The 14,158-nt window shown below is 60.7% G+C and carries 10 protein-coding genes; 5 read left to right on the top strand and 5 right to left on the bottom strand.

What is annotated here, in order from left to right; translation table 11 throughout:
• The first annotated feature begins 25 nt into the window (after positions 1-25).
• Positions 26-2,506, top strand: a complete 2,481-nt coding sequence (gene fxsT / locus ACH34Q_RS07900) for an FxSxx-COOH system tetratricopeptide repeat protein (protein WP_395982116.1) — start codon at positions 26-28, stop codon at positions 2,504-2,506.
• Between the two features lie 2,447 nt (positions 2,507-4,953).
• Here the strand turns inward: fxsT and ACH34Q_RS07895 are convergent.
• A complete protein-coding gene (locus tag ACH34Q_RS07895; protein ID WP_395982115.1) occupies positions 4,954-5,163 on the bottom strand; it encodes a hypothetical protein in 210 nt (69 codons plus the stop codon).
• Positions 5,164-5,410: 247 nt separating this feature from the next.
• Here ACH34Q_RS07895 and ACH34Q_RS07890 point away from each other — a divergent pair, with 247 nt between their 5' ends.
• Entirely contained in the window at positions 5,411-5,662 is a 252-nt protein-coding gene (locus ACH34Q_RS07890; protein ID WP_395982114.1) for a hypothetical protein, read from the top strand.
• A 493-nt stretch (positions 5,663-6,155) separates the two neighbouring features.
• Here the strand turns inward: ACH34Q_RS07890 and ACH34Q_RS07885 are convergent, their stop codons facing one another.
• Both ACH34Q_RS07885 and ACH34Q_RS07880 read right to left on the bottom strand, forming a co-directional pair.
• Positions 6,156-6,779: a tyrosine-type recombinase/integrase gene (locus ACH34Q_RS07885; protein WP_395982113.1), complete on the bottom strand. Its 624-nt coding sequence runs from the start codon at positions 6,777-6,779 to the stop codon at positions 6,156-6,158.
• 298 nt (positions 6,780-7,077) lie between these two features.
• Positions 7,078-7,884 (bottom strand): PIN domain-containing protein, encoded by an 807-nt coding sequence (locus ACH34Q_RS07880; RefSeq protein WP_395982112.1) that lies wholly within the window; start codon positions 7,882-7,884, stop codon positions 7,078-7,080.
• Between the two features lie 2,414 nt (positions 7,885-10,298).
• Here ACH34Q_RS07880 and ACH34Q_RS07875 point away from each other — a divergent pair.
• Together ACH34Q_RS07875 and ACH34Q_RS07870 are read left to right on the top strand one after the other, a co-directional pair.
• Complete coding sequence (locus ACH34Q_RS07875; protein WP_395982111.1) at positions 10,299-11,501, top strand: hypothetical protein; 1,203 nt, start codon at positions 10,299-10,301, stop codon at positions 11,499-11,501.
• A gap of 406 nt (positions 11,502-11,907) precedes the next feature.
• Positions 11,908-12,417: a hypothetical protein gene (locus tag ACH34Q_RS07870; protein WP_395982110.1), complete on the top strand. Its 510-nt coding sequence runs from the start codon at positions 11,908-11,910 to the stop codon at positions 12,415-12,417.
• Between the two features lie 339 nt (positions 12,418-12,756).
• Here the strand turns inward: ACH34Q_RS07870 and ACH34Q_RS07865 are convergent, their stop codons facing one another.
• Together ACH34Q_RS07865 and ACH34Q_RS07860 are read right to left on the bottom strand one after the other, a co-directional pair.
• A complete protein-coding gene (locus ACH34Q_RS07865; RefSeq protein WP_395982109.1) occupies positions 12,757-13,323 on the bottom strand; it encodes a DUF2637 domain-containing protein in 567 nt (188 codons plus the stop codon).
• The gene (locus tag ACH34Q_RS07860) at positions 13,316-13,537 is read right to left on the bottom strand and encodes a hypothetical protein (RefSeq protein WP_395982108.1); all 222 of its coding nucleotides are present in this window, start codon (positions 13,535-13,537) and stop codon (positions 13,316-13,318) included. The genes ACH34Q_RS07865 and ACH34Q_RS07860 overlap by 8 nt, the downstream gene beginning before the upstream one ends.
• Positions 13,538-13,856: 319 nt before the next feature.
• Here ACH34Q_RS07860 and ACH34Q_RS07855 point away from each other — a divergent pair, with 319 nt between their 5' ends.
• Positions 13,857-14,060, top strand: coding sequence for a sigma factor-like helix-turn-helix DNA-binding protein (locus ACH34Q_RS07855; protein WP_395982107.1), 204 nt, complete (start codon positions 13,857-13,859; stop codon positions 14,058-14,060).
• Positions 14,061-14,158: the final 98 nt, after the last annotated feature.

Genomic DNA, 14,158 nt, shown 5'->3' with positions numbered 1-14,158 from the left:
GGGAGCACCACCCCCAGCTTTTCCCATGCCGGGTGAGGTCGAGACGCCGGGCCAGGTAGTGGAGGTGCCCCGGGAACCGACCCGGGTGTTCGTTGGCCGTGCCGAGCAGCTTGATCGACTTAATGCACTGGTGACAGAGCCCGGGACAAGAGATGTGGTGATCTCGCAGGCGGTGCATGGGTTGGGCGGAGTGGGCAAGTCAGAACTAGCGCTGCAGTTTGCGCATCTGCACCGGGATCACTATCCGGTGGTGTGGTGGGTCATCGCTGATGATGCTGAATCAATCGAGGCGGGTCTGGCGGCTCTGGCTCGCACACTTGTGCCCGAAGCAGCGCGGGAGTCCCCGCCTTCGGACGCTGCCCGGTGGGCGGTGGATTGGCTGAACTGCCATCCCGGGTGGCTACTGGTCTTCGACAACGTGACCGTCCCCACGCACATCGAGCGGTGGCTGGCGATACTGACGGGCGGGCATGTGCTGATCACTAGCCGCCGCGATGTCCGCTGGCCCGGCACCACTACAACCCTGCGGCTAGACGTGCTGGACGAGGATTCGGCGGTGGAGTTGCTGACTCAGGTCAGTGGTCACACCGACCCCGCAGGGTACGACCTGCCTGCGCGAATCGCCGGCGAACTGGGATATCTGCCGCTGGCGCTGGACCAGGCGGCCGCCTTTATCCAGCAGACCCACACAACGCTTGAACGGTATCTGCGATTACTGCGCGATCAGCCCTTCCAGGTGTACGAGGCAGCCGCCGACGGGGATAAGACACAGGCGACCATCGCCCGGTTGTGGGACATCACCATGCAGGCGCTGGCCGAGACTGCGCCGGACAGTATCGCGTTGATCCGGGTGCTGGCCTGCTACCACCCGGAGGACATCCCGCGCATCCTGGCCTACCCTTCGGTAGGCACTGATGAGGTGGCGATCGATCGGGCATTGGGGCTGCTGGTGTCCCACAGCCTGATTACGTTGACCGACGATCTGATCAGCATGCATCGCCTCACTCAGGCCGTCATCCTTCACGCGACTCCGGGCATCGAGTCTCGTGATGTGGCACTGGCCGGTCTTCTGGCTGCGCTGCCTCCCGATCCGCAATTCAACATCGACGGCTGGCCGCGCTGGCGAGCTCTGCTCCCGCACGTTGAACCGGCCACTAGCAGGTACCTCGCCGGGGAGCAGCCCACCAACCTGGAAACTCTCCTCAATCAGACAGGGCAGTTTTATCTTGTCCAGGGCCAAGCCCGCCAAGCAGAACGCCTCCTCACCACGGCCGTTGAGATCGCTGTAGCCGCCCACGGTTCCGATCATCCCGAAGCCGCCACCAGCGTGGGCAACCTCGCCGCCGCCTACATCGCCCTGGGGCAGCCCGGGAAGGCGAAGCCGCTGGCAGAGCGCGCGTTAGCAATCGCAGAGGCCGCTTACGGTCCCGACCATCCCATCGTCGGCCATTGGCTGGGAAATCTCGCTGGCACCTACCAGGAGCTGGGGCAGCCGGGAGAGGCGAAGCCGCTGGCAGAGCGTGCATTGGCGATCGCAGAGGCCGCTTACGGTCCCGACCATCCCGGTGTCGCCATCTGGCTGGGGAACCTCGCCGGCACCTACAGCGACCTGGGGCAGCCCGCTGAGGCCAAGCCGCGGTTCGAGCGGGCGCTGGCGATCGCAGAGACCGTTTACGGTCCCGACCATCCCACCGTCGGCAAATGGCTGAAGGATCTCGCTGCCACCTACCAGGAGCTGGGGCAGCCGGGAGAGGCGAAGCCGCTGGCAGAGCGTGCATTGGCGATCGTAGAAGCCGTTTACGGTCCCGACCATCCCACTATCGGCCAATGGCTGGAGAGTCTCGCTGCCCTCTACCGTGAGTTGGGGCAGCCGGGAGAGGCGAAGTCGCTGGCAGAGCGTGCATTGGCGATCGCAGAGGCCGACCAGGGCCCGGATCATCCCGATGTCGCTAACGCGCTGGGGAATCTCGCTGGCACCTACCAGGAGCTGGGGCAGCCGGGAGAGGCGAAGTCGCTGGCAGAGCGTGCATTGGCGATAGTAGAAGCCGTTTACGGTCCCGACCATCCCACTATCGGCCAATGGCTGGAGAGTCTCGCTGCCCTCTACCATGAGTTGGGGCAGCCGGGAGAGGCGAAGCCGCTGGCAGAGCGTGCATTGGCGATCGCAGAGGCCGACCAGGGCCCGGATCATCCCGATGTCGCTATCACGCTGGGGAATCTCGCTGCCATCTGCAGCGACCTGGGACAGCTCAGCGAGGCGAAGGCGCGGTTGGAGCATGCGCTGGCCATCTCCTTGGCTGCCTACGGTCCCGACCACCCCCACGTCCTCACTTGGCTGGAAAATCTCGTGATCATCTGCCACGACTTGGGGGACGAAGATGCAGCTGATGCGGCGGTCACGCAATTCGCCGAACAGTACGCAAAAAGGACATTGGGAGTCGAGCATCCTACGACCCAATTGCTGCAACAGTTCGGTGAGTCCCTAAAACCATCTACGGAGTGCTAGACAACTACCGAAGGGAGCGGGGGAACACCGCAGGTCGATCAGACCGTAAAGCGAGTGTGAAGCGGGGGTCTCGCGACCCCCAGCCCCCTGCGGGCCGGAGGGCACGCCCGCGCGAAGCTGTCTGTCACACCGTCTCGCCGTTCGCGCGGGCGCACCCTCCGGGACGGTGGCCGTGCTAACGCGAGTGCCAACAACAGCGCTGGATGACCTTGGACGACGATGGACGATCCGGAGGGCAGGGACCAGGCCAGGGGATGCCTGTGGACGGTCCTGGACATCGCCGATCTTGCTACGGATCAGAAGGCACGCGACTTTTACCTTGACCTAGCCATTTAAGCCACGGTAGTACCGCTCCTCGTTAACCAGCGGTCCCAGATCCAGCGCCGTGAACCCGGAAATCTTCGTCGTACAACTGCACTCGGCTAATTACCCAGTCGTATAGCATCGGGTTCATCTTGTCCGATCCGCCAACGCGGATGCATGGATTTTCTGGGCCAACAAAATCTGAGTCGTCCAGAGACCAGGTGTATCCACCCCAATACACAACAGAACTACCGACGACAAAAGCATAATAGTGTGGATCCTCTCGATACCATGTCACTTCTATATTTAGGACCACCCTCCCAGGTGATCGAAATGAAATTGTCCGCAGCTCATCGGTTATATTTTTGATGATATGTGCATGCATTTCGTTCTTTTGTCTCTGGATGCTTGCATCAAGCGCGCCCGGCAGTGTCCTCTGGGCTATGTAGTCCGGGTGAGCGCAGTAGAGACGTATATTTAGATATCCCGAGCATCTACCCGCGCTTAGATCGTCTGCCACCTCTCTGACATACTCAGATATTGAGCGAAGTCGTCCGCCCACAATAACGAGTTGGAGTGGCGAATCTTGCTTGGTTCGCTTTAGGTTTCTCTGAATATCCTGCATTATGTCGGCACGCGCCGCTCGCATGTTGCTGTACGTGATTTCTGGTGTCACATTGCGGCCCAGTTGCTGTTTTATTTCGATCAGAGTCCATATAGCCGCGTTGGCTGCGATGAAATAGAAGGCCGAAACATACCGGTCGAGTGCAGGTACAAGTGAAAATACCGCCACGCCAATCAGTGATGAACCAGCTAGTATCGCATTCCAGTTCTTGGTGAGATGGCCATGTACTCTAGATAGAGATTGTCCCATTTCACGTCCGTTCGCTGATGGTCAGCAACTGTGGCCGATTATAGGTGGCGTGAACAGGCTTATATCCTTACCTGTGAGTACTGTTGCTGTATGACTCAGGGAAAGAGAGAGGCCTGCTCAGGTAGTGGTGGGGCAGATGGGGCGGCTGTGCCTGATCGGGTGGGTTGCGAACCAACGCGGTGGCACCTTCCCTGCCTTCCGTTGAGCTGGACTGTTCACAGTCTGGATGACGGGAGGAGGACTCGTGTCTGGAGCTGGCACAACTGATCACCGACATTGGACAGGGACGAAAGATCATGGCGCCAGCTCTTGCACAGACGTTGGTATTGCGCTATATCAGGCATATGGAAACTCAGTGGGGACAAATAATTGGTGCAATAATTCTAGGCGCTACAGGCCTATGGTTTGCCCACAACTATCGCAGGCAACTGAAGATAAAGCTCATGGAACGCCTCGTCACCTCCTACGCTGACCTCTGGGAGATAACAGGGCAAGTTCCGCCCGACGGAATGCCGCCAAATCTAACTCAACGCCAGAAGCTGGCCGAGGATATGGGGGACTGGTACTTCCGCAACGGAAATGGGCTGCTTATTAGTCCAGGTATTCGGACTCTCTTTTTTGCGATAAAGTGGAACTTGGAATCGACACCACCTGCAGTACGACCGACGGCACTCGCAGTCAAACTTAACTCTCAGCCGCCCGATAAGGTCGATCTCATTTTCGCGTGCGCATGCATGCGCTTCATTTCGGAACTCCGGTCGGAGCTTAAATCAGACCTTGCTATTTATACGGGTCGCATAGCAAGAAAGCGATATGGGCTGCGCGAAGATGAGCGGGAACTGCTTAATGACTGCGGGCTTCGTCTGCCTCGATTTCTCCGAAATAGCCCCCCGAAGGGTCCATGTGTTTGCGGCACCTGCGAGGGTGGATCTGATCGTCACGGAACAGACATCCCAAGGTGATCAATTTGTAGTAGCCAAGGCCCAAGAAGGGCTAGCTGAACAGTGATGGAGCCTCGACGTACCAGACCTGTCATCTATGCGACTCCAAGTAGTATGCGTCGATAGTCGACCCCGAGCGGGTAACCAGGCGGCTCCCAGCATTCAATCCCTGCCGAGGTGGGACAGGTCGCCGTGTGTCATCGGACGATTAGTGAGCGATTAGACACGCTGATCAATGGGCATTTACGGCTACTCGCGGCGCGCCGCAACGCCAGGGCAGCCGCCTTGAGGGCCAGGATCCGAATGATTCCCAAGCTGAAGGTACGGGTTCAATCATCGTCCTTGATCCTCGTACGGACGTACGTGATGAGGTGATCTGGACACGTGGCGATCGCCTCGCCGTTTGGGTAGATGATCGTGAACTCCGCATCACGCCCGCAGACCTCAGAACCTCCCTGGGCACACTTGCGTGCGCGGCTCTTCTGGGCCCTTGGTGTGTAGTGGTCGGCGCTCCACTCCTTGACTTCGATCTGTGCCATGGTGCGTCCTTCAGCAGGTTGGCCGCTTCGAGGCTCACGATAAACCGCGTTGGCCGGAGGGCGTAGAGCCTAGGGAAGGTTGCCATGCCGAATGCCGGTCGAAGTCCGGAGACTGGTCGGTGTAGGTGCAGGTCAGGAGCGTCTGGCAGTAGGACTATAAATCCGCTGCCCGTCCCGAGCGCGCATCTGTCGCCAAGTGGACACGAGGGCTGCTGACACCCGCGCCCGTGGCGTCGATGATGGACACGTGGTCCGACGAGAGCAGTATGAGCGGCTGGAGCGACATCTTGTCGCAGATGGCCGGGGACGCATCGAGATGACCTTTGCTGAGGTCTCCACCGTGATCGGGGCACCCTTGCCCCGGAGCGCTTTCGATCACTCCGCATGGTGGGGCACGGACCCCAAGCACACTCAGGCGGTCTGGCTCGATGCCGGCTACCAGGCCCGACCCAACCTGACCGCGCATCGCGTCGCCTTCCTGCGAACCGCCGGACGGTGACAGCAATAGTGACAGCAACGGCCACCACCAGAGCCCACCACCGGCAGCCCAGGACCACCGTCCAGCCTCGGCGGACTCACTCCGGGCAGGGTGGTCGTTCTAGCTGAAAAGCGGACGGTTGGCGAGCGGCCATCAGATGAGGGCGTGTGGTTCTGTGGACTCTGCTGGCCGGCCTCCGCGCGCCAGGGGAGGCGAAGTGGGGGCGCGCGGCAGGCGACGAGTGCGGGCGAGAGGCCAGATCAGGGAGGCGACGACGGGCAATTAGCGGGCAATTAGCCAGGGTGATCCAGAGGTACTCACGGTCACTCGTGGGAGGGGTGGCGGGCAGGTCAGCGGCCCTAACAGGTGTGATCGGTTTGGTTCCCAAGCTGACAGCGCGGGTTCGATTCCCGTCACCCGCTCCACCACGAAGGCCCAGGTAGGGAGTACATCCCCACCCGGGCCTTGATCGTTTTTGGAGCCCTACGCGCGCCCTCGTGCCATTAACGTGCCATTAGGCCACCGGCACCAGGGCGCCGGCCGGACCGCCGTCATCCTCGTCTCCGCCCTGGTCACGCTCGGCCTGGACGAGCGCGTCAAACCCGTCCGCGATGGCGCGATCCCCCTTGGCCGACCGGTGCTGGTATCGCAGCGCGGCCCGCTCGTTGTCGTGCCCCATGCGTGTCATCAGATTCCGTAGCGAGACGCCCATGTCGGCCGCCAGCGTGTTGCCCGTGTGGCGAAGGTCGTGGAAGTGCAGGTTCCGAACGCCTAGCGCGCTAACCACGTGGCTCCAACGGGTGAGCTTGTTGAAGCCGCTCCGCCGCATCGGTCCGCCCTTGATCCCGGTGAAGACGAGGGCATCAGCGCCGGGCCGGACGTACTTGGTCATGTAGGCGACCAGGTGGGGAACGATCGCGGCCGGGAGGGAAACGGTACGCATGCCCGCCCGTGACTTGGTGGGGCCGAGAATCATCTCTCCATTGGCCCGCTCGACGTAGGCCGCCCGAACCCGGACGGTGCGGTTTACAGTGTCGATGTCGCACCGCCGGAGGGCGGTGATCTCGCCCCACCGGAGGCTCGCGAACGCAGCGAGCAGGATGAACGCCCCCGTAGGGGGCTGCTCGCTTCGGAGCACACATCCCGCGCGAACGGGCGAGAGGCTGCGACAGACCTTCCCGCGAGGGCGATGGTACTGACCGGCGGGGGCCTTGAAGCGGCTGCAGGCCGACCGTCCGCTTTCAGAAGTAGCAACCACCCTGCGGCCACCCCGTCGACCAAGGTCAGACGGGGGCCAACATGCGCCCATGGTGCTGGTTGGTTGCTGTCGTTGCCGTCACCCTCCGGCCGCCTGAGCCGCTGCCCGCACCATGCCTGGTGAAAACTGATTAGGCCCGTGGCGTCTGTGGCTGCCGTCAGGTAGCGCCCCTGATGGTTCAGTCCTCGGCGTCTGCGCGGGGAACCTGGACAGGCGACAGCCCCTCGGCTGCCGACCGGTACATCTGCACGTAGTCGCATGAGGCGAGGAGCGTCGGCTTGCCGAGGAGAACGTTGACCTGAATGGCCTGGTCAATGATCTCGGCGTCATTGTTTGGCTGCCGCCGGTGCCATCCGTTGTCGAGGAGCACCTCGATGGTTACGTCGGCACTCTGAGGCAGTGCAGCCGGCGAGGTCGGTTCGTTCCCGTGAAGCTGCCACAGTGCCTTGAGCACCTTGCGTGCTTGCTGCTTCTGTGACCTGTTGTTGCTGCGCTTGAGGGAGTCGAGTTCCTCGATGACCAGGATGGGGACGATCACGCGTACAGTCTGGCCCTTAAGTGGCAGGGCGAGGCTCTGCCAGTCGTACTCTGTGAAGAACTCACCCTCCATGAACGCAGAAGTGTCCGGGACCACGGGATGCCCTGGACGATCCACGAACACTTTGAGCCTTTCCAACTCCTCGTACGCTACCTGGAAACGGTGCTCCCAATCCTTGCGCTCTTGGTTAAGTACCCGGTTGAACACACCAGCGCTCACGTTGCTGAGCTCGGATACCCGGTGTTGGCTGGCCCGCAACTGGTCAATGAGGTCGGAGGAACTGAAGTGGTTACGAAGTTGGCCTTCGGCCATCTCGTACCAGTCGAGTACCGCTGCCTGTTGTCGATATTGCTGGTCGACTCGGTTGAACGGGTTACCACATTCTAGTTTTAGCCTTCTGAGGGTCTCGATAGCGTTATCGATTTGACCTGGACTCTTCAATCGCATGAGGGTAGTATCCTCCACTCGCGGTCGCCGCCACCACCTGATTTGTTGAGGTCTGGTAGGTGGGGGAAGGACTCCCCGCGTTGGGCGTCTCATCCTTGTTGTGGAGGGGGGCCAGAAGCCACGCGGCAGCTCGGCTCGGCCCTCGCCACGCAACCCACCTCAACCATGCAGTGCTGAGCGGAGAGTTGCTGCGTAGCGATTCATTACGAGTCCAACGAACAAGATCCACACCCGTCCACAGACGTCCCCTGACCTGCTTCAGAGTGCAACCTTGCGTGCTCCGATCCCACACGCGTCCAGGGTCGTCCAGGGCCGCTGTTAGCACCCGTGTTAGCAATCTCCCGAACGCATCCACCACGATCCGGATCACACAAGCACGAACGGTGCGCAAGCGTGACCGAGTGTCCCGCGCGACTGTGTGCTCCGGTCCGCTTGAGGCCAGGGCAGCAAAGCCCCGCTTTGGGCACGTTCGAGTGTCGTCACTCGCCGGCCGATGACCCGAGTGCTCACAGGCGTACAAGCAGCCCGATCAGGTGACTGAAGACCATCTCAGCGTGAAGTGTTACAGTGATAGATCCTCATCGTCGTAGAGCCTGTTTTCGCGATGCCGCCTGGCAAGATTGACTATCCAACGTTCCCGAGCAAGGGTTTGGGTGGGGCAGTCGTGAGAAGCGGCTTCGTCGGCGGCGTTTACCAACCTGAGCGCCATCGCACCCCGTTGATTGAATGCCCTCTGAATTGCTCTACCGACGTCGACGGAGTTCTTCGTGTGCTCCTCGAACCGCTCTCTTATCAGCTCCTCACTCTTACGGCATGCAGCGATGCGATCACGAAGCCATGTCTCGTGCTGCTCCGCCCGAGCTAGCCGACTTTCGATCTGCGCCCCTTGATGGCCTGCACAGATCTCACACAGGTCCTGTGTGACACCGAGACGTTCACGCACTAGCTGCGGCAAATCACAGCAGGCACAGTCGATGTTGATAGTGCTGGTAGGACGTGCCACAGTGGTCCCGTTCGACGTCTGGTCACCTGGAGAATCAACAGGGAATGGGATTGCTTGAAACCCGCGGACAGCCAGCACTTTACGAGTGAGGGCAGATCCGACCTTTTCTGCCTCCTCGCGACTTTCATACCGCTTGGCTTTGCCGAACTCACCAGCAAAAGAATTGTTGCCTGCATAGTACTTCGTGGCTCGCATTTGCCCACGCAGACTGACCTTGAGAATCCAGGGAAAACCGTGGTAACTCATCGATCGCGCATCGCTTCCAGGGTCGTATCGGAGGGAGAGCCCCCATCGATCTCGAAGTAGGCAAGCCAGGCACCCCATGGGACCCGATCACCGAGACATCAGAGCTAGGGCCACAGGAATCGAGATCCTCCCACTCTGGGCAACATCGTAACTACATCCCTGCTGTCTCGCCACTACGTTCGACTAGATGCCGGGTGTCTCGGTGACATCTTCCCCAAGATCTTGTGGTTGGACCGACCATCTCTCGGGCGAAGTCGGGGACGCCGGCCCTGCGCCGAGTCCTCCAGGAGTCAGACAGGCAGGACAACCCGACAGGTTTCTGCGACTTTATGATCTCCACGCCTTGCGTGCTGGGGCAGTCGTAGTCGGGTCTCCACGGCGGGATCGGAGGCACAGGCCGACCGTCCAGCGCGCCGTCCCTGGCGTGGTCGCCCAACGACCGCGTAGCGCCGCCCTCGTTCGGGCTCAGCAGGAACAAGGGCCAGGGCGACGATGACGAGGGTGAGGACGGCGAAGCGGGGGCGATGGTGCCGATGGCCTAATCGCTCGCTCATCGTTCGGCGGCGTCCTGGGCGCTGGAATGACTGGCCCAGGTCTGGGACTCACACCCACGGATCTGGGCCTTCTTCGTGGACGGGTAACGAGAATCGAACCCGCGCGGTCAGCTTGGGAATCATTCGGGATCATGGCCCTCACGGCGGCTGACCAGGCGTCGCACCGTACTGCGAGTGACCGTGAATACCTCTTGATCACCGTGGCTAATCGCTCACCGTCTGCCGCCTGGCCTGCTAGGTCTGCCATTGCATGTCCCGAGGTCGGGCGGTGCTGGACGTGCGCCTATGGTGACCGTCGTTGTCGTCAAGGCTGTCCTCACCAACCGGCCGGCGCTTCCTCCTGCGCCAGTACTCCGCAGGGCCAGAGGACTCGGAACGCAGGGCTTGTCACGGGCCGAGCACCGGCGGCCCCAGCAGCGACCGCCCCTGACCACAAGCTGTTCCCAACGCCGTGGCGATCTTAGGGCGATACTGCTTATCTAGAGCGTGGCTCCTGGTGTTCGACCCCGGTGGTCGCAAGGTAGGCCAATGATGCTGTTTGCGCGCGCTCGGTGGCACAGTCCGTCACACTGGAACTCGCCCTATCTCCAGACAGAAGGACAGAACCTCCTATGGACTTCGATGCACTGAAGACTTCGGGTTCCAAATTCTTACGGTCGGCGCTGACCCACTGGTGCAATGACTTCAGTGTCCTGACCGTTCTTCATGCCGGTATTGGTTGTGAGCACCTTCTAAAAGCGTACTTGACTAGCTTCAATGTGCTGTTGATCGCAGATTCAAGGGACCGCGCCCTGAAGTACGAGGCGATTGGGCGAGGCGATGCAGCACCGGCGCCATTGACTCAAGCTAAAACGATCGGTGCCGCAGAGGCCTTTGTGGTAGCAGAACGCCTAATGAGCGGTCGAATGCAGATCAATATGAGGGAGTTTGAAATCGTCTTATCGGCTCGCAACGGGGTGGCCCACTCTGCTTACCACGACGTAACGACTACGGCGAACACTCTCGCGCTTGCCGTGAAGCTCACAGAGTCTCTACGCACCGAGATGTCCATCTCATCACGAGAGTTCTGGCAGGAATATGAGGGTCTTCAAGGAGACCTGGAATTACTAAGAGAATCTTACATTAACCGACACACCAAAGGAGAGACGGCTCACCACAACTTGCGCGGAAACGAGCCGAGTGAAGGAAAGACAAGTAGCAGACAATCCGAGAGTGAAGTAAATGCCGAAGCAACAACGACGATGGAACTCGAATCAAAAGCATTCGCCGTGGCGAAGGTTGCTTCCGTTAAGATCGCTTACGCCAAACGCATCTACCAAGCTAGACATGGCAAGCGGTCGGCCGCGCGCGTGCAGGCCCTCGTAGAGCCCGATAATGGCGAGCTGGAAGGCTTTACCACGCGTCGAGCGTGCCCTTCCTGCGGCTACCAAGCATTTCTAACCGTTAAGTCGGAGCTAAGATTCTGTTCATGCCAGGGTAGATGCAATCATCGCGATCGACAACTTGAGAAGATAATTCCGACACGCTTCCAATGTCTTGCGTGCAGTTTGGAGTCGATCGAAGGGGAGGAGATTATCGCTTTCGGATTCACTGAACCATCCGACCATCTATATTATGCGGATTGCAGTATCTGTGAAGCGGACGCCTCGGTACTGGGAACGCACATAACGGAACAAACCCAGGAGGGGCCCATTACCTATGGATATCCGGAGCGGATATTTTGCTGGGAATGCGGCGAGCATGTCCAGGACCCCGTAAGGATGAACCAAGAATTTCGCGTCGACACAAAACAAAGGGTGAACATTTTTTACTAGTGGGATAGAATTCAAGTCGTTGTACCTGTCCACGCTCCTCGAATGTTCACCGTCGTTGTCAGCATCCGCGATAGCACGCCAACCATCCCGGAGGGTGCGACCGCGCGAACGGCGAGACGGTGTGACAGACAGCATCGCGCGGGCGTGCCCTCCGGCCCGCGGGGGGCTGGGGGGCACGAGACCCCCGCTTCACCCACGCTTGCCAGTCTTACCCCACAACTTCCGGGCCTGTACCTCCCGCTTCCTCCCACTCAAGGTCTTAACTAAGATATGTAAGATATGCTTGTCTAGTAGTGAATAACTTGGCTACCATTAATGCCATGGGGGCATTAATGAGACTTCTAACCACATCCGAGGAATAGTGAATAGCACACCTTTCTAGGTTATCCTACTCGCGGGAGCGTCCGTGGGAGCCCTATTCACCCTGATTGGAAACTTCTACCTGAAGAGACTTGAATGGAAGCGTGAAGATAGACAACGCTTTCTAGAGGAGCGTCGGGAAGCATATGTGAGCATGCTCACCGCGATAGACGAATTTTGGCTAAAATGTGCGGACCTGATTACTCTATATGAGGAAGCTTGGGAGTTTGAGCAGAAGCAACAGTCGGCCTTGCATATAGAGCAGAAGATTGATTCCGTCCTCCCTGAACTGGAGAAAGAGGTGTATCGGATAAATCGGGCAACGAGTATCGTCAGGCTTATCTCCCCGCGACCCGTGAGAGAGGCGGCAGGAAGGCTCGACTCCCGTGCAACGGTAATGACGATCGAACTTGGCAGTCGGCCAGCAGACGAGCCCGATAAGAAACCTCATTCCGTCGGATATCCTTCTGAAGAACGGAATGCTTTCCTTGATGTAGCGCGCAAGGACCTTCACCTTCCTGGTCTGGAAATCCAGAACGGTGAGTGGATTTCTTAGATTCGCGCTTAGGGCCCTAGTCCAGGACTTCCTCGATGGAAGGTTCGGATTTCCGAGGCGGACGATCGGTCCGGCGCGGCGGGACCGGACCGGAGAGGCCGCACGCCCGGCGCGCCGGGGCGGGCGGCCGCCGGCGGCGCGTAGCGGCGCCCTTGAAACCGTAATGAAAGTTCTAATCAGGGTCGTTGGGTGTCCAGACCGAGTCCGGCAGGTGGGCCTCGCCGCCGGTCCCCAGTTGGGCGATCCTTCAAGCGCGTGTGGGAAGAGCTTTGAGTCATTAGCGTAGGTATGCGAGAGCCCCAGCCATGCGCCGATGCGCATGACTGGGGCTCTGGTGGTTCAGGTGGTGTTGGGTTGGTCCACGGTGGCGATGATCCGCTTTACCTTGCAGCGGTCGATGCCGTGTCTCTCGGCTAGGTGGCGTTGGGAGAGGGGGCGTCCTGGGCCGTTGAGGCTTGCTTTGTACTCGGCCAACAGGGCTTCCTCGGGAGAGTGCTCCACATCGGTGCGGGTCGGTTCCGGGCTGGTGGCGCTGCGGGTGAGGGTCATAAGGAGTTCGAAGGAGCCGACTAGGGCTAGGGCCGGCCAGGCGCTGACCACCGCGCCTATGACACCGTGGTTCAGGCCGTGTGCCACGTTGGCACCGATGGTGGCGATGATGCCTACGGCTAGGCTCCACTTGGCCAATGGTGGTACGGGCTGCTTCCGACGGCTCGCGTCCAGGATCACCATGGAGGCCGCCCAGATGAGGCCGTCCACGGTGAACGGGACGAGGCGCGCCGTGATGCCGGACTCCCCGTGAGCGTGCACCAGCTCGTACGCGTGGCGGTACGAGATGACGGCGGCTACTGCTGCCACGGCCAGGACGGCTAGGGCTGTGGTGATCCGTGTGAGTCGGTCAGCCATCGGCCAGCTCCTCGCGCCAGGTGAGGGCGAACGGGTCGTTGGGGCCGTGGGTGGCTTCGCGTTCGGCGAGGGTCATGGCTGTGATGGCTTGGTTGTAGGTGAGTGGCGCCGGCCATGAGGTGGCGTGCCAGGTCTGGCCCTTGCGGGTGGCCGTGGCTATGGGGTTGCCGTTGACCGTGGCGGTCATCTGGGTGTCGGTGATTTCTAGGGCCATGGGGTGGCCTCCTCCCTGCTGAGGGGAGGGAGCCACGGGAGCCGGAGACGTGAGCCAACGCATGTCGATCTTGAGCGACGTGCGCTGACGGTGCCGGACTCGCCGGTGGCTCTCCTCCCTGGGTTTGCGCAGGTGGTTGGCTCCCAGAACGACTCCATCGGACGGTGCCGGACGTACCGGCACAGACCGTGGCTCAACGGTTCCTTAAGGACGGCATAAGCGGGTGCCGCTGGGCGGGTAGGGGTGCGAGGTTCGTGGCGTGGCACTGCGATCCGGCAAGAACGGCGATTCGTACGCCCCCGGGACTCCGGGAGGGCGTGTGCGTCCGGTGAGTGTCGCCCGGGCCTTCCGGGCACTGCCGACGGCGCATCGAGAGATCCTCAACGAGACGGTCTTCCGCGAGCGGTCGGTGAACGAGGCCGCCGCTTCGCTGGGAGTTCCGGTGGACGAGGTCAAGGCCCGCGTCTACCACGCGCTGCGTGCCTTGCGGGTGGCGCTCGATACCCCCGAACCGGGGCGCTAGGTGAGGTCGGGACCTCGTCGGAAAAGGCTTTGCCATGCCCGCGCGGGTACGGCAGGGTAAGGGCCAGACGAAGGAGAGGGGAGCGGAAATGCGAAGCC

This window comes from Actinomadura sp. 9N407, assembly GCF_044326315.1.
Classification (GTDB): Bacteria; Actinomycetota; Actinomycetes; order Streptosporangiales; family Streptosporangiaceae; genus Spirillospora.
The sequence above is the reverse complement of the archived record's forward strand: the minus strand, read 5'-3'. Positions and strand labels throughout refer to the sequence as shown.

Coding starts and splice junctions, on each gene's coding strand:
- fxsT (WP_395982116.1), top strand. CDS start 26: ATGCCGGGTGAGGTCGAGACGCCGGGCCAGGTAGTGGAGGTGCCCCGG.
- ACH34Q_RS07895 (WP_395982115.1), bottom strand. CDS start 5,163: ATGGCACAGATCGAAGTCAAGGAGTGGAGCGCCGACCACTACACACCA.
- ACH34Q_RS07880 (WP_395982112.1), bottom strand. CDS start 7,884: ATGCGATTGAAGAGTCCAGGTCAAATCGATAACGCTATCGAGACCCTC.
- ACH34Q_RS07875 (WP_395982111.1), top strand. CDS start 10,299: ATGGACTTCGATGCACTGAAGACTTCGGGTTCCAAATTCTTACGGTCG.
- ACH34Q_RS07865 (WP_395982109.1), bottom strand. CDS start 13,323: ATGGCTGACCGACTCACACGGATCACCACAGCCCTAGCCGTCCTGGCC.
- ACH34Q_RS07860 (WP_395982108.1), bottom strand. CDS start 13,537: ATGGCCCTAGAAATCACCGACACCCAGATGACCGCCACGGTCAACGGC.